Origin of the sequence: Bradyrhizobium sp. ISRA430 (assembly GCF_029909975.1) — a bacterium.
Classification (GTDB): domain Bacteria; phylum Pseudomonadota; class Alphaproteobacteria; order Rhizobiales; family Xanthobacteraceae; genus Bradyrhizobium.
In genome coordinates this window covers 3,730,357-3,744,859 of sequence record NZ_CP094516.1, presented here as the reverse complement: position 1 = coordinate 3,744,859, position 14,503 = coordinate 3,730,357, and the positions used below count along the sequence as shown (strand labels likewise).

At 64.9% G+C, this 14,503-nt stretch carries 15 protein-coding genes; all 15 read left to right on the top strand.

What is annotated here, in order from left to right; all coding sequences use genetic code 11:
- Nucleotides 1-16 precede the first annotated feature (16 nt).
- Nucleotides 17-805 carry a flagellar basal-body rod protein FlgG gene (gene flgG, locus MTX21_RS17880; protein WP_280966089.1) on the top strand — a complete coding sequence of 263 codons (789 nt, stop codon included), beginning with the start codon at nucleotides 17-19 and terminating at the stop codon, nucleotides 803-805.
- Between the two features lie 13 nt (nucleotides 806-818).
- Nucleotides 819-1,295 (top strand): flagellar basal body P-ring formation chaperone FlgA, encoded by a 477-nt coding sequence (gene flgA, locus MTX21_RS17875; RefSeq protein WP_280966088.1) that lies wholly within the window; start codon nucleotides 819-821, stop codon nucleotides 1,293-1,295.
- Nucleotides 1,292-2,422 carry a flagellar basal body P-ring protein FlgI gene (gene flgI / locus MTX21_RS17870; RefSeq protein ID WP_280966087.1) on the top strand — a complete coding sequence of 377 codons (1,131 nt, stop codon included), beginning with the start codon at nucleotides 1,292-1,294 and terminating at the stop codon, nucleotides 2,420-2,422. The genes flgA and flgI overlap by 4 nt, the downstream gene beginning before the upstream one ends.
- Nucleotides 2,423-2,489: 67 nt before the next feature.
- Complete coding sequence (locus MTX21_RS17865) at nucleotides 2,490-3,257, top strand: MotE family protein (RefSeq protein WP_280966086.1); 768 nt, start codon at nucleotides 2,490-2,492, stop codon at nucleotides 3,255-3,257.
- Nucleotides 3,254-3,949, top strand: a complete 696-nt coding sequence (gene flgH, locus MTX21_RS17860; RefSeq protein WP_280966085.1) for a flagellar basal body L-ring protein FlgH — start codon at nucleotides 3,254-3,256, stop codon at nucleotides 3,947-3,949. The genes MTX21_RS17865 and flgH overlap by 4 nt, the downstream gene beginning before the upstream one ends.
- A 42-nt stretch (nucleotides 3,950-3,991) precedes the next feature.
- On the top strand, nucleotides 3,992-4,435 hold the full coding sequence (locus tag MTX21_RS17855; RefSeq protein ID WP_280966084.1) for a flagellar basal body-associated FliL family protein: 444 nt from the start codon (nucleotides 3,992-3,994) through the stop codon (nucleotides 4,433-4,435).
- Complete coding sequence (fliP, locus tag MTX21_RS17850; RefSeq protein WP_280966083.1) at nucleotides 4,432-5,172, top strand: flagellar type III secretion system pore protein FliP; 741 nt, start codon at nucleotides 4,432-4,434, stop codon at nucleotides 5,170-5,172. Before MTX21_RS17855 ends, fliP begins: the two co-directional genes overlap by 4 nt.
- Nucleotides 5,173-5,416: 244 nt before the next feature.
- The gene (locus MTX21_RS17845) at nucleotides 5,417-6,325 is read left to right on the top strand and encodes a flagellin (protein ID WP_280966082.1); all 909 of its coding nucleotides are present in this window, start codon (nucleotides 5,417-5,419) and stop codon (nucleotides 6,323-6,325) included.
- A gap of 275 nt (nucleotides 6,326-6,600) precedes the next feature.
- The gene (locus tag MTX21_RS17840) at nucleotides 6,601-7,515 is read left to right on the top strand and encodes a flagellin (RefSeq protein WP_280966081.1); all 915 of its coding nucleotides are present in this window, start codon (nucleotides 6,601-6,603) and stop codon (nucleotides 7,513-7,515) included.
- Nucleotides 7,516-7,819: 304 nt separating this feature from the next.
- A complete protein-coding gene (gene fliF, locus MTX21_RS17835; RefSeq protein ID WP_280966080.1) occupies nucleotides 7,820-9,445 on the top strand; it encodes a flagellar basal-body MS-ring/collar protein FliF in 1,626 nt (541 codons plus the stop codon).
- Nucleotides 9,442-10,110, top strand: a complete 669-nt coding sequence (locus MTX21_RS17830; RefSeq protein WP_280966079.1) for a hypothetical protein — start codon at nucleotides 9,442-9,444, stop codon at nucleotides 10,108-10,110. The genes fliF and MTX21_RS17830 overlap by 4 nt, the downstream gene beginning before the upstream one ends.
- 6 nt (nucleotides 10,111-10,116) lie before the next feature.
- A complete protein-coding gene (locus tag MTX21_RS17825; protein ID WP_280966078.1) occupies nucleotides 10,117-11,430 on the top strand; it encodes a MotB family protein in 1,314 nt (437 codons plus the stop codon).
- Nucleotides 11,427-12,614 (top strand): chemotaxis protein, encoded by a 1,188-nt coding sequence (locus MTX21_RS17820; protein WP_280966077.1) that lies wholly within the window; start codon nucleotides 11,427-11,429, stop codon nucleotides 12,612-12,614. Before MTX21_RS17825 ends, MTX21_RS17820 begins: the two co-directional genes overlap by 4 nt.
- Nucleotides 12,611-13,906 (top strand): flagellar hook-length control protein FliK, encoded by a 1,296-nt coding sequence (locus tag MTX21_RS17815; RefSeq protein WP_280966076.1) that lies wholly within the window; start codon nucleotides 12,611-12,613, stop codon nucleotides 13,904-13,906. Before MTX21_RS17820 ends, MTX21_RS17815 begins: the two co-directional genes overlap by 4 nt.
- Nucleotides 13,857-14,438 carry a transglycosylase SLT domain-containing protein gene (locus tag MTX21_RS17810; protein ID WP_280966075.1) on the top strand — a complete coding sequence of 194 codons (582 nt, stop codon included), beginning with the start codon at nucleotides 13,857-13,859 and terminating at the stop codon, nucleotides 14,436-14,438. Before MTX21_RS17815 ends, MTX21_RS17810 begins: the two co-directional genes overlap by 50 nt.
- Nucleotides 14,439-14,503: the final 65 nt, after the last annotated feature.

The following is a 14,503-nucleotide window of genomic DNA, read 5'->3' as shown; positions in this document are numbered from 1 at the left end:
CTGAAGGAGTGAAGTTGTGAAATCGCTCGCCATCGCGGCCACGGGTATGAACGCGCAACAGACCAATGTCGAGGTCATCGCGAACAACATCGCCAACATCAACACCACGTCGTTCAAGCGGGCGCGCGCGGAATTCACAGATCTGTTCTACCAGATGGACCGCATGCAGGGTGTCTCGAACGTCTCGGGCGCATCGCCGATTCCGGAAGGCGCCAATCTCGGTCTCGGCGTCAAGTCGGCGGCGATCCGCAAGTTGCACATCCAGGGCGCGCTCACGCAGACCGGCAACACCTACGACATGGCGATCAACGGCCGCGGCTGGTTCCAGGTGCTCGGTCCGAACAACGAGGTGCTCTACACCCGCGCCGGATCGTTCAACACCAATCCAAACGGTCAGCTCGTCACGCTCGACGGTTACCTGATCGATCCCGCAATCACGGTGCCGCAAGGAACTGTCGAGGTCACGGTCAACCAGACCGGCCAGGTCTTCGCCAAACTGGACACGGAAATCAATCCGCGCCAGATCGGCCAGCTCAACCTCGCGAACTTCGCCAACGAGGCGGGGCTAGAGCCCCTGGGCGGCAATCTCTATCGTGAGACCACTGCGTCGGGTACGCCGGTGGTCGGGCTGCCCGGTGATTCCGGCTACGGCAAGATCAATCAGCATTATCTCGAGGCCTCGAACGTCGATCCGGTCAAGGAAATCACCGAACTGATCTCCGCCCAGCGCGCCTACGAGATGAATTCCAAGGTCATCCAGGCCTCGGACGAGATGGCTTCGACGGTGTCGAAGGGCCTTCGCTAGTTTCGGTGTATCCATGTTGAACAGGGTGGGCCTGATCGCGCGTGGGTTGGCCGCCGCGCTCCTCCTTCTCTTCTCTGCGCGGGTCGCTTTGGCCGAGGAGCGGCGGCTTCCGGTGCCGGCCGTGTCGATCCGCGCCGGCGAGGTGATCAAGGACGACATGATCACCGAGCGGGCCTTCGCGTCGAACCTGCTTGGGGTCGCCATGTTCATCGAGGGACGCCAGGTCCTGGTGGGACGCATGGCGCGGCGCACGCTGCTGCCCGGCCAGCCCATACCCACGAACGCGGTGGAGGATCCCTGGACCGTCGCCCGCGGCGCCATGGTCAAGGTCGTCGTCGAAGACAGCGGCCTGTCGATCGTGACGTATGGCTCGGCGATGCAATCGGGCGCGGCTGGGGCGCTCATCCCGGTACGAAACACCGACACCGGCGTGGTCATCCGAGGCATCGTCCAGCCGGACGGCACCGTCAAGGTCGTGGACGGGTCATGATCAGATTTCTGCTCGCGCTGATTCTCGTCGTCTCCACGGCCGATGCCCAGGCCGCGGTCCGCATCAAGGACATCGCGGACATCAAGGGATTGCGCGAAAACCAGATCGTCGGCTACGGCCTCGTCATCGGCCTGAACGGCACCGGCGACACGCTACGCAATGCGCCGTTCACGGAGCAGTCGCTCCAGTCGATGCTCGAAAACATGGGCATCAACGTCAGGAACGACACAACCAGCACGAACAACACCGCGCGGCCCACGACGCTGCGCACGCGCAACGTCGCCGCCGTCATGGTGACCGCGGACCTGCCGCCTTCGATCGCGGCGGGCGAACGCATGGACGTGACGGTGTCGTCGCTCGGCGACGCGACATCACTGCTCGGCGGCACGCTGGTAATGACGTCGTTGCGGGCCGCCGATGGTGCCGTCTATGCAGTGGCGCAGGGTGCCGTCACCGTCGCGGGCTACAGCGTGGGAGGCCAGGCGCAGAACGTCAGCCAGGGCACGCCGACCGCCGGGCGGATTCCGAACGGCGCGCTGGTCGAGCGGGAAGTGCAGGGGAGTCTCCATGAGATGGAATTCCTGGTGCTCGAGCTGAAAAACCCCGATTTCGTCACCGCGACGCGAATCCTCGATGCCATCAACCGCTACGCCGGCGGGCGCTACCGCGCGCAGATCGCCTTCGAGCGTGACTACCGGACCATCGTGCTGTCCAAGCCGCGCTATATCGGCCCGGTCCGCTTCCTCGCCGAAATCGGCGAGTTGACGGTCGAGCCGGATACTCCGGCGCGGGTGGTGATCAACGAGCGCACCGGCACGGTGGTGATTGGGCGCGACGTGCGGATCTCGACGGTGGCGGTGACGCACGGCAATCTGACGGTTCGTGTCACGGAGATGCCGGTGGTGTCGCAGCCGGCGCCGTTCTCGCGGGGGCAGACAGTCGTCGTTCCCCAGACCGTCGTCGAGGCCAACGAGGCTGGCGCGCAGGTTGCGATCCTCAGCGGTGTCGATCTGCAGCGCCTGGTGCGCGGGCTGAATCAGATCGGACTGAAGCCGTCCGGCATCATCGCCATTCTCCAGGCGATCAAGACGGCCGGCGCGCTCCAGGCCGATGTCATCGTCCAATGATGCATAAGCGTCGTGCAAGCTTGGTCACCCAATGCTCTCATCTCGACCGAGAATCGCACGCGGCCCGATGCTGAAGATGGATCACAAAGCGCAAGTCCTCCTCCTGGTCGCGGTGTCCGCGCTGGCGAGCGCTTCGCCCGTGCTGGCGCTGGATGAGGCGAAGCCGTCGAAGCCGCTCAACCTGCTCTCCTTCGCGCGCGCACGTGCTCCGGGCGCCCAGAAGCCGCCAGCCACATCGTTAGTGAGCGACGCCGGTTCGGCCAGGGCGACCGCCTGGGCGGCGGAAGACACTGGACCTGCGATCACCGGTGCGGTGCCAGCTCCTGAAACTCCACCGCCGGCACCCACGCCCACGCCGGTTCGGACGGCAAAGCCCGGCAGCGTCACCGCGCCGCCGAAGCCGGCGCCGCCCGCGGCATCCGCAACACCGGACAACGAGGTCGCGCTGTTTTGCAGCAACGTCGCCGACTCGGCCGTCGATGCCAGGCTCGCCTGGCAATTGAAGGAGCTGGAGAAAGCCGAGAACCAGCTCCGCGAGCGGATCGCCGAGGTCGAGGCCAAGCGGGCCGAATACGAGAAGTGGATGGAGCTGCGTGACGAGTTCCTCAAGAAGGCCGAAGCGAGCGTGATCGAGATCTATTCGCGCATGAAGCCGGAAGCGGCAGCCACCCAGATCGCGGGCATGGCGGACGAGACGGCCGCAGCCGTTCTCGCCAAGCTCAGCCCCAGGAGCTCGAGCGCAATCTTCAATGAGATGGATTCGGCACGCGCAGCGCATCTCGCCGATCTGCTTGGCGGAATGCGTCGCGTGGATGACGGAAAGAGCAGTAAATGAAGAAGCCGATCCTCATCCTGTCGGTCGTATTCCTGGCTGGATGCTCCCACGATCCGGCCGAGCTGCTGACCGGCCCGCAAATGTCGCCCGTCGGCAGCGGCCTGAGGACATCGGCCGATCCTATCCCGGTGACGCCCCGCTTGCGCACGCCCGTCAGCTATCGTTCGACCTGGGACGACGGCACCGATCTCTACCGCGACCCGCGTGCCCGGCGCGTCGGCGACGTGATGACGGTGATCATCTCGATGCAGGACAAAGCCAAGCTCGACAACAAGACCGGTCGCTCGCGCGATTCGCAGATCAAGTTCGGCCTCGATTGGCTGATGGATGTTGCGGGATGGAACGACAAAGGCCAGGCCAACGCCAATCTCAGCACCAACACCCAGATCAAGGGCAACGGCCAGATCGACCGCGCCGAGGACATCAAGCTCTCGATCGCCGCGATCGTCACCGACGTATTGCCGAACGGCAATATGATGATCAGCGGTTCGCAGGAATTCCGCGTCAACACGGAGATGCGCGTGCTCAACGTCGGCGGCATCGTGCGCCCACGGGACATCTCGCGTGGCAACACGATCACCTATGACAAGATCGCTGAGGCGCGCGTGTCCTATGGCGGCCGCGGAAATCTGTCGGACGTGCAGCAGCCTGGATGGGGGCATCGCATCTATGACGCCGTCGCGCCGTTCTGACGCGCAGGCAAGCCGGGCCGCGCCGCAGGGACAAGGGGTATCATGCGCCTGATTGGAGCCATTGTGGCCCTGACCCTGATCGCGATCGGCGCCGGCGCGATCGCGGGCCTGCATCTGCTGGCAGCCGCCGAGCGCGTGGCCGACGCGAAGAAAAGTGCGACCCCGCCGCCGATTGCTGCGAGCTACGCCGGCAGCGCGCGGCTCAGAAAGCTCTCGCCGATCGTGACCAATCTCGCGGCGCCGGCCAACAACTGGGCGCGCGTGGAGGCCTCCATGGTGACCGACAGCATGAGTGACGAGGACGCCGGCATCCTGGCCGCCCATATCAGCGAGGACATCGTCATCTATCTCAGATCCGCCTCGGTTGCGCAGTTCGAGGGCGCGCGCGGGCTTCAGCATCTGCGCGACGATCTCGCCGAGCGCGCCAATATCAGGTCGTCCGGCAAGGTGCGCGAATTGATCATTGAGACATTGGTGATCCAGTGAGAGTGAGAGTCCTGCTGCTGGCGTTGCTGCTGGTCGTCCTGCCCGAGGTGGCGTTCGCCCAGATTCCGGACCTCAACTCACTGCTGCCGCCGGGCAACGGCTCGACCAGCGGCCGCATCATCCAGCTCATGGCGCTGATCACGGTGCTGTCGGTGGCGCCTGGGTTGCTGATCATGGTGACGAGCTTCACGCGATTTGCCGTCGCGCTGTCGTTCCTGCGCGCCGGTCTCGGCCTCCAGACCACGCCGGCCAATCTCGTGCTGATCAGCCTCGCACTGTTCATGACCTTCTACGTCATGGCGCCGACCTTCGACCGGGCCTGGGAGACCGGCGTTCAGCCGCTGATGAAGAACGAGATCTCGGAGGAGCAGGCCTATTTGCGAATCACCGATCCGTTTCGCGAATTCATGCTGGCCCATGTCCGCGAAAAGGATCTTCAGACCTTCGAGGCGCTCGCCGCGGAGAGCTTCCGCAGGAAGTTCGACGACAAGCGCATCGACATGCGCGTCATCATTCCGGCGTTCATGATCTCCGAGCTGCGGCGCTCGTTCGAGATCGGATTCCTCATCATCCTGCCGTTCCTCGTGATCGACATGATCGTCGCGACGCTGACAATGTCGATGGGCATGATGATGATGCCGCCGACGATCCTCGCGCTTCCGTTCAAGATGCTGTTCTTCGTGCTGATCGACGGCTGGAATCTGCTCGCCTCCGGACTGGTGCGGTCGTTCTCGTAAGGGCCGCGATCGTCGGCCGACCGGTTGGTTATGGTTAGCGGAAAGTAATATTAACCATATGATATTACTGCGAAATTCAGGTCGGCCTTAATCTGGAAGCAAGGTTCGGCGTGCTAGCAAGGCGTCACGGCCGGTTGGACCTCACCCACATCAGTCCAAAGGCATGATGCCGCCCTGCCGTACCGGTGAAAGCCCGGTATGTCCCCTCATGAAAATGTAACGCGTACATAAAGGGACATTCGCAATGTCAAGCCTGCTCACGAACTCGTCCGCCATGACTGCGCTCCAGACCCTGCGGTCTGTGAGCCAGAGCCTCTCCACCACGCAGAGCCGGATTTCCACCGGCCAGCGCGTGGCGACGGCTTCGGACAACGCCGCCTATTGGTCGATCGCCACCTCGATGCGCGCCGACAACGCCGCGCTCTCCGCCGTCTCCGACTCGCTCGGTCTGTCGGCTGCGACCGTCGATACGCAGTACACCGCTCTGAACACGGTTCTGGGCAGCGACGGCAACTCCGGCCTGACCAAGCTCCAGTCGCTGCTGGTCGAAGCCAAGACCGCTGGTATCGATCGCACCAAGATCCAGTCGGAAATCACCCAGATCCAGCAGGACATGAAGAACACCGCCAACTCGGCGACGTTCAACAGCGTCAACTGGCTGAGCACGACCGCCACCACGCCGACGACCGTCAATCTGGTGTCGTCCTTCTCGCGCACCGGCGGCACCCCGACAATCAATTCGATCTCGGTGACCGTCGCCAACTACTCGCTCTACACCAGCACGCAGACCGGCTTCCTGGACACGGTGAGCGGCGGTGCGTCGGTCGACACCATCAACATCGCCGCGCTGACCGACTCGGCGGCTGACCAAACCACGCTCGATGGCTACATCACCCAGGTCACCGGTGCGATCAACTCGGTCAGCTCGGCCGCCGCCAATCTCGGCGCCATCAAGAACCGCATCTCGAACAACACGGACTTCGTGAAGTCGCTGATGGACTCGGTGACACGCGGTATCGGTCAGCTCGTCGATGCCGACATGAACGCGGAATCGACCCGTCTGGCGGCCCTTCAGACGCAGCAGCAGCTCGGTGTTCAGGCGCTCTCGATCGCCAACCAGAACAGCCAGAGCCTGCTGTCGCTGTTCCGCTAAGCTTCGCACCATCGGGAAAGGGCCGCGCTCTCGCGAGCGTGGCCCTTTCTGTTGGGCGTCGCGCTCCTCGGAGTCGGATCCGAGCCCGCCGTGTTGCCCTCCGGCCAACTGGCCACAAGCCTCGCACAAGCTTCAGGCGCTATCCTTGCCGTTACGACAGGTTGGGCCCAGGGCAGCTCCTTGGCCTAAAGGCATGACGCCGCCCTTTCGTACCGGTGCAAGCCCGGTATGTCCCCCAGACAAAAACTCAATCTGCTTTCAAAGGGACATTCTCAATGTCAAGCCTGCTCACGAACTCGGCTGCGATGACTGCGCTCCAGACCCTCCGGTCTGTCAGCTCCAATTTGCAGACCACCGAAAATCGCATCTCGACCGGCCAGCGCGTCGCGACCGCTTCGGACAACTCCGCCTATTGGTCGATTGCGACCTCGATGCGCGCCGACAACGCCGCGCTCTCCGCCGTCTCCGACTCGCTCGGTCTGTCGGCTGCGACCGTCGACACGGAATACACCGCGCTGACCTCCGTTCTGGGCAGCGATGGCAACTCCGGCCTGACCAAGCTCCAGTCGCTGCTGGTCGAAGCCAAGACCGCTGGTATCGATCGGACCAAGATCCAGTCCGAAATCACCCAGATCCAGCAGGACATGAAGAACACCGCCAACTCGGCGACGTTCAATGGCGTGAACTGGCTGAGCACGACCGCCACGACGCCGACCACCGTCAACCTGGTGTCGTCGTTCTCGCGCGTTGGCGGTACGCCCACGATCAACACGATCCAGGTGACTGTGGCAAACTACTCGCTCTACACCAGCACGCAGACCGGCTTCCTGGACACGGTGAGCGGCGGTGCGTCGGTCGACACTATCAACATCGCCGCGCTGACCGACTCGGCGGCTGACCAAACCACGCTTGATGGCTACATCACCCAGGTTACGGCCGCGATCAACACGGTCAGCCAGTCCGCCGCCAACCTCGGCGCCATCAAGAACCGCATCTCGAACAACACGGACTTCGTGAAGTCCCTGATGGACTCGGTGACCCGCGGTATCGGCCAGCTCGTCGACGCCGACATGAACGCGGAATCCACCCGCCTCCAGGCGCTCCAGACCCAGCAGCAGCTCGGCGTTCAGGCGCTCTCGATCGCCAACCAGAACAGCCAGAGCATCCTGTCGCTGTTCCGCGGCGGCTAAGCGGAAACATCGAAAGCGGCCGTGCTCCCCCGGGAGCACGGTCTCCGCCGTAAGCGGCGACCAGGCGACGTCTCGCATCGCTCGATTTGCTCAGAGCGTCTCCCGATCCGTCGCCGGCGCATCATGACGCGTCGGCATTTGCCGATCGTGCGCGACTGCCGCTGGTGCGGCCGTGACTCTCCCCCCGATCTCCTTGCAAAATTGCAACGCGGCACGCGCGACATGACGCGCTGGTGTTTTTGCGCAACCTTCAGACAAGGTTCGCAGCGGAGTGTCCTCGGTATTCGCATTGGTACGAGGTCTCATGCTCAGTCGCGCGCAGGTACAGCAACTGCTCAACAATCTGCTGGAGCTTGGGCCGCGACGCTTGATGGCCTTGGGGCTGATTGGCTTCGCCGTTCTCGTCACCGTCGTCGGCGGCGCCTACTATCTAAGCCGACCCGAATTCGAGACCCTTTATACGGGGCTGACCCGCGAAGACGTGACCCGCATCGGCGCCGCGCTGCGCGAGCAGAACATCACATTCGACGTCAACGCGGCCGGCGATGCCGTCTCCGTGCGTCCGAGCCAGACCATGCAGGCGCGCATGCTGCTAGCCGAGAAGGGGCTGCCGACCAGCGCCAATTCCGGCTACGAGCTGTTCGACAAGATCGGTTCGCTCGGCCTGACCTCGTTCATGCAGGAGGTCACGAAGCTTCGGGCGCTCGAAGGCGAGATCGCGCGCACCGTTCAATTGATGAAGGGCGTCAAGGCCGCGCGGGTTCACATCGTGCTGCCGGTGCGCGGCTCGTTTCGTGCGACCCAGCAGCCGCCATCGGCTTCGGTGGTGCTGCGCACCGACGGCGCGATCGAGGCGCGCACGGCGCAGTCGATCCGTCACCTCGTGGCGGCGGCGATTCCCGGCATGAGCCGCGACAAGGTGACGGTGCTCGATGCCGACGGCTCCATGCTGCTTGCCGAGGAGGATGAGGCGAGCGCGGCGCCGACCAAGATGGCGAGCCTGCAGAAGATGGTCGGCGCGATGGTGCAGGAGAACATCCGCAAGGCGCTGACGCCGTATCTGGGCCTCGACAATTTCGAGGTCAGCGTCGCTCCGCAGCTCTCCACCGACAAAAGGCAGATCAACGAGACCGTCTATGATCCGGAGACGCGGGCCGAGCGCTCGGTCCGGAACGTTCGGGAGAAGGAATCCTCGCAGAACGCCGATCGCTCGACGCCGACCACGGTGCAGCAGAATCTTCCGGACCAGCAGGTGAATGCCGGCGGCGGCAAGAGTTCCAACGAGGAGAAGCAGCGCCGCGAGGACGTCACCAATTTCGAGGTCTCGTCCAAGACCACGACCACGGTGAGCGACGGCTACTCCGTCAAGAAGCTCTTCATCGCGGTCTTGATCAATCGCGCGCGCCTTGCCGCCGATCTCGGCGACAAGACCAACCAGGCCATCATCGACAGCAAGATCGCCGAGATTAGCCAGCTTGCGGCGACGGCCGGCGGATTGGACAAGCAGCGTGGCGACCAGATCCAGGTGACCGCGGTCGATTTCATCGAGGGCTCGCGCGAGATGGTGCCGGTGCCGCCGATCGGCTTCGTCGAGATGCTCAACCGGCAGATGGGAAGTTTCATCAACGCTGCGACCATTCTGGCCGTTGCAACGATGCTGGTCTGGTTTGGCCTCAGGCCCGCCGTGAACGGCATCCTGACCCACCGTGCACAGCAGGAGCAGGCCGAGGCCGCAGAGATCGCCCAGCTCGAGGCCGCTGCTGCCCTCGCGCTGCCGGAGAACGAGGAGGCCGAGCTCAACCTCGTCGAAGACCTCGAGGGCAAGATGCAGCGCACGCCGCAGAAGCGGCTGGAGCAGATCGTGCGTCTCGATCAGATGCAGGCAGCGGCGATTCTTAAAGACTGGATGCGGCGTGAGGAGGCGGCATGAACGCGGCAATCGGAAAACTCCTCACACAGTTCGACGCGAACGGCCGGGCCAAGCCGCCCGAGATGCCGCGCGTTCAGGAGCCGGTGGCGCGGCCGAAGGAGGTCCGGCGCGAGCCGCAGCCCCAATCGCAGCCGCAATCTCCGCTCCCTGCGCCGAAGGCCGAGGCTCCGCCGGTCAATCTCCTGGATGACGCCTATCGGCGCGGCTATGCCGCTGGTCTCGCCGAAGGCGATGCCAAGCTTGCCGAAGAGCGGGTCCGCAGCGCGATCAGGCTCGGCGAAGAGCGGGCCAAGTGGTCGGACCAGCAGGCGATTGCGATCGTGAACGGCTTTGCTGCGGCCTGCCGCGAGATCGAGACCAACATCGCCAGTTCCGTCGCGCGCATTCTGCTGCCGTTCCTGACCGATGCGGTTCGCGACAAGGCGGTCGCCGCGCTGGTCGAGCAGATCACCGCGCTGACCTCCAACTCGCCGGCGCCGGTGTTCAGGATCACAGGTCCAGGCGAGCTGCTCGACCTGGTCAGGACACAGCTCGAAGCGGCCCGCCGTACCGGTATCGAGTACCAGGCCGCCGACACCCTCGAAATCCGTGTCGTCGCCGACCAGACCGTGATCGAGACCCAGATCTCGACCTGGGCCGAGCGTCTGAAGGAAGCGCGCCGGTAACGTCAGATGAATGAGGTCAAGCCAGAGCTCGTGATCATCCGGCGGCGCAGCGCGTTCGACGATGCGCCGCACAAGGGCGGCGTCTGGAAGATCGCTTATGCGGACTTCATGACGGCGATGATGGCGTTCTTCCTGGTGATGTGGCTGCTCAATGCACTCAACCAGGATCAAAAGCAGGTCGTCGCGAGCTACTTCAACCCGATCAAGCTCGCCGAGAACGCGCCGGCGCCCAAGGGCCTCAAGGATCTGTCGAAGAAAGAGCCGACACCGCATGACGGCCAGGACGGCAAGCGCCAGCCGGCGGGGCCGAGCGAAGAGCGCCGCGGCGACTCGCCGACCGCCGAAAAGCCGCCGTTCTATGAAGAGAAAGTCCTGTTTCGTGATCCCTTCGTCACGCTGGCGGAGATCGCAGCTAGCTCGAACCAGGCCTCGGGCCAGCGGCGCGCCGGCGCATTGACCTCGGCGGAAGAGGACGGCCTCAAGGGCGGCGACGCCTATCGCGATCCGTTCGACCCCGGCTACTGGAAGCTGGCTCCGCAAGCGAAGGACGCGGACCGGATCATCGAGAGCGAACCCAAGCCGATCGCTGACGCGCGCGAAAATCCGTCCGGCACAAATCGGGGCGAGCCGCAAGCAGCGCGCCGCGCCAAATCCGATGATGCCGGCGGAAGCGTCGCGATCGATGCACAGGCCCCGTCCGCCAGCATGTCACCGCTGCTGCCGCCGGGGCCGGCGCCCACATCGCCGGCGCGCGAGGGCAGTGCACAGGCAAACGCTCAAACGAGTGCCACGGCGCAGCCGCGCCCGGCCGATGCCGCAAAGGACACCGACCCGCGCAACCCGGCCGAGACCCAGCAGCCGACGGCCAAGCAGCTCCAGGCCGCGATCGCGGATGCGCTCTCGGACATCAAGGCCGGCGCCGGACCTGTCGCGGAGGTGCGCCAGGTCGAAGAGGGCCTGCTGGTCAGCCTGACCGATGATGCGAGCTTCGGCATGTTCGCGGTCGGCTCCGCCGAGCCGCGTCCCGAGCTGATCCGCGTGATCGATAAGATCGGACCGCTGCTGAGCAAGCGCCCCGGCACGATCATCGTCCGCGGCCACACCGACAACCGTCCGTACAAGTCGGACACCTACGATAACTGGCGGCTGTCGACGGCGCGCGCGCAGATGGCCTACTACATGCTGGTGCGCTCCGGCGTCGACGCGCAGCGCATCGAGCATGTCGAAGGCTATGCCGACCGGCGGCCAAAGCTCCAGAACGATCCGGCGGCCGCGCAGAATCGCCGGATCGAGATCCTGATCCGGGAGAAGCGCCCTTGATCAGGTCGCGATTCCTGACCGCGCTCGTATTGCTGCAAACGTTCGTCGCAGTGGGCGCACTTGCCGAGCCGGCGCCACTATCGTCGGGCGAGCCGTACGAGCTCGTCCGGTCGTTGCAGGCGGTTCAGGACGGCATCGCCAACGGCGACACTGCCGCACATGGCAACCACCTCGCGCTGATCCGGCAGATCGGCGAAAAATTCCTCGCCGCCGATGCGAGCGTCTGGAGCAGTCCGCAGAACGGCCAGGCGATCGTCGTCTATCTGCTCAGCGGCGGCGCGCCGCAGGTCGTGCGCAAGCTGCCGCGCGACAAGCTCAATGTCGACGAGCGGCTGTTCAACGGCGCGCTCGCCTATGTCGAAGGACGACAGGACGAGGCGCGGGAGCTGCTCAAGGATTTCAGGCCGCGCGCGATTCCGTCGAGCATGGCCGGGCAGGTCGCGCTGGTGCAGGGCGCACTGCTCGCGCACTCCGATGCGTCGGTGGCGATCGAGCGGCTCGACGATGCGCGCCTTTTGCTGCCGGGCACGCTGGTCGAGGAGGCGGCGCTGCGGCGCGAGATCCTCCTGGTCGGGCAGGCGGAGGATTTCGACAAGTTCGAGTTCCTGACGCTGGCCTATATCCGCCACTATCGCAACTCCATCTATGCCGGCGATTTCTGGCAGCGCTTTTCCTCCGGCCTGACGCAGTCGAGCCTCGCGCTGGACGAGCGCCGCTTTGCGCGGATCGTCGCCCTGCTGGAGCAGATCGATCGCACCAGTCGCCTCAAGCTCTATCTGGTGATCGCGCGCGCCGGACTGGTTCGCGGCCGGCTCACAGTTGCCCGGCTTGCCGGCGAGCGGGCGCTCGCGCTGAGCTCTGATGTCGGTTCGGATCGCGAGCGCGCGCACCTCTTCCGCGGCGCGGCACGCGTGCTGACCGACGAATATGACGGCGGTCTCGCCGAGTTGAAGGCGCTCGACAGAACCAAGCTGCCGGAGCGCGATGGCTTGCTCCTGAACGCAACGCTTCAGCTCGCACTCGATGTCCGCAAGCCGACCGCAGCTCCGGCCGCTGAGATTGCCGCCGACAAGCCTCCGCCGGCGCCGGCGCGCCTCGATCTCGCATCGTCGACCGCCACCCTTGCGCGCGCCCAGAAGCAGCTCGGCGAATTGGAACTCCTTACCAAGGATCGCCGCCCATGACCAAGCTCGACGGAACATCCGGGCAGCTCTTTGCTGGCCTCGCTGAGAGCCTCAACACGCGCGGCGCATCCCGCTCCGCAAAGACCACGGGGGCGAAGTCGGCCGAGGATGCCTCGTTTCACGACCTGCTCCACACCGTCTCGAACCTGGCAAAACGGGCCCTGAACGACCATGACAGCGACGCGACGGTGAAGGCGGGCACGCTGCGGATGCATCTGGCGAACCTGGCCGAACGCGACGAGCCCGGCGACGAGACTGTTCACGAAGACGGCAGGGCCGGCGAGGAGCCGAAATCGCAGGACAAGCAAGTGCCGCTCGATCTTGCGGCGAAGACGGACGTGGTGGCCAGGGTGAACCTTTCCGCGATCGTCGGACAGGAGCTCGCAGCCGTGCCGACTGTGACCCCGCAGCTACAGCCGCCGGCCAACGACAAGAGCGATGCGTCCGCGCGCGAGGAGCGGTCACTTGCGAAGCGCGAGATCCAAGGCACGAGTGCTGCGAAGGCGACGATGGCAGATGTCGATCCATCCGGGCCGCACGCGCGGGCACTTGCTCCGCAGGCGAACTCGCCGAGCACGGCCCCGCAAAGCAGCGCGGCTCCGCCAAGAACCACATCCGCGGCATCCGGATTCGAAGCCGTCACCGCCAATGTCGAGCGTGCAGCAAAAGTTGCGGTGCGCGAGGCGCTACCCGAGGCGACCAAAGTCACTGTGGTTCAGCAGGAAACCCATCTTCCGCCGGTCCCGCAGTTCAGCGCGACCCAGCAAGTTGCCGATGCGGTCGTGTCGGAGCTGAAGGGCGCTCCGGCGTCATCGGCCGCGCCCGATCTCGCATCGTCGCTGGGCAGCGCGCCCGACCAGCCGCTCAAGATCCTGACCATCAATCTCGAGCCGCCGGCGCTCGGCAACGTCACGGTACGGCTTCGTCTCGTCGGCGCGGAGGTCTCCGTCCATCTCGCCGCAGAACGCAAGGACACGAGCCAGATGCTGGATCAGCAGCGCGACTCGATCCGCGAACTCATGCAGTCGGCGGGTTACATCGCGGATGTCGCGCCGGTCCAGCACGGCTCGCTCGATGGTTTCCAGGCCGGCTCCGGTCAGTCGCAGCCGCAGCTCCCAGGACAACAACAGCACTCGTCGCAATCGCAGGGCGCCTTCAACGGCTCCAGCACGTCGTCCGGTCAATCGGAGGGCGGAGCGAAACAGGACCGGCAGGATCGGCAGCCCAATCAGGAGACGCGTCATGATCAGGACGTGGCGCCGCATATTCGTCGCGGCCCTGTTTATCTGTAGCGCGGCCGCAGCGCACGCGGCGGCCGACAGCGCGCGCCCTTGCGAGCGCGAGATGGCACGCGCGGCCCAGCAGCACGGCATTCCGCTCGGCATTCTCTATGCGGTCGGCCTGACCGAGACCGGTCGTCGCGGCGCGCTTTATCCTTATGCGCTCGGCGCCGAAGGACAGACGGTTTTCGCCAAGGACATGAACGACGCCATCGCGAATTTCGAGGCGATGCGGCACAAGGGCATCAAGCTGATCGATCTCGGCTGCATGCAGATCAACCACTATTACCACGGCGACAAGTTCGCCTCGGTGCGGGCAATGTTCGACCCAGCCAAGAACGTCGACTACGCCGCGCGCTTCCTCAAAGAACTGAAGCAGCGCGAGGGAAGCTGGACCATGGCGGTGGCGCGCTACAATGCCGGGCCCAACAACCAGCCGGCGCAGAAGCGTTACGTCTGCCACATCGTCGCGCATCTCGTCTCCAGCGGCTTCGGCGCGTGGACCGACAAGGCGCGCTCCTTCTGTCAGCCCAGGACGACGTGAAGCGACGACGTGAAGTTGTGGATCGGCACTCACCATCAGCCCCGCACAAGCAAGACCCCTCATTG

What these genes read in the sequence shown, in the direction of transcription:
- MTX21_RS17830 (WP_280966079.1), top strand. Translation starts at nt 9,442, where the DNA reads ATGAACGCGGCAATCGGAAAACTCCTCACACAGTTCGACGCGAACGGC.
- flgH (WP_280966085.1), top strand. Translation starts at nt 3,254, where the DNA reads ATGAAGAAGCCGATCCTCATCCTGTCGGTCGTATTCCTGGCTGGATGC.
- flgI (WP_280966087.1), top strand. Translation starts at nt 1,292, where the DNA reads ATGATCAGATTTCTGCTCGCGCTGATTCTCGTCGTCTCCACGGCCGAT.
- MTX21_RS17845 (WP_280966082.1), top strand. Translation starts at nt 5,417, where the DNA reads ATGTCAAGCCTGCTCACGAACTCGTCCGCCATGACTGCGCTCCAGACC.
- MTX21_RS17810 (WP_280966075.1), top strand. Translation starts at nt 13,857, where the DNA reads ATGATCAGGACGTGGCGCCGCATATTCGTCGCGGCCCTGTTTATCTGT.
- MTX21_RS17840 (WP_280966081.1), top strand. Translation starts at nt 6,601, where the DNA reads ATGTCAAGCCTGCTCACGAACTCGGCTGCGATGACTGCGCTCCAGACC.
- MTX21_RS17825 (WP_280966078.1), top strand. Translation starts at nt 10,117, where the DNA reads ATGAATGAGGTCAAGCCAGAGCTCGTGATCATCCGGCGGCGCAGCGCG.
- fliF (WP_280966080.1), top strand. Translation starts at nt 7,820, where the DNA reads ATGCTCAGTCGCGCGCAGGTACAGCAACTGCTCAACAATCTGCTGGAG.
- MTX21_RS17815 (WP_280966076.1), top strand. Translation starts at nt 12,611, where the DNA reads ATGACCAAGCTCGACGGAACATCCGGGCAGCTCTTTGCTGGCCTCGCT.
- flgA (WP_280966088.1), top strand. Translation starts at nt 819, where the DNA reads ATGTTGAACAGGGTGGGCCTGATCGCGCGTGGGTTGGCCGCCGCGCTC.
- MTX21_RS17865 (WP_280966086.1), top strand. Translation starts at nt 2,490, where the DNA reads ATGCTGAAGATGGATCACAAAGCGCAAGTCCTCCTCCTGGTCGCGGTG.
- MTX21_RS17855 (WP_280966084.1), top strand. Translation starts at nt 3,992, where the DNA reads ATGCGCCTGATTGGAGCCATTGTGGCCCTGACCCTGATCGCGATCGGC.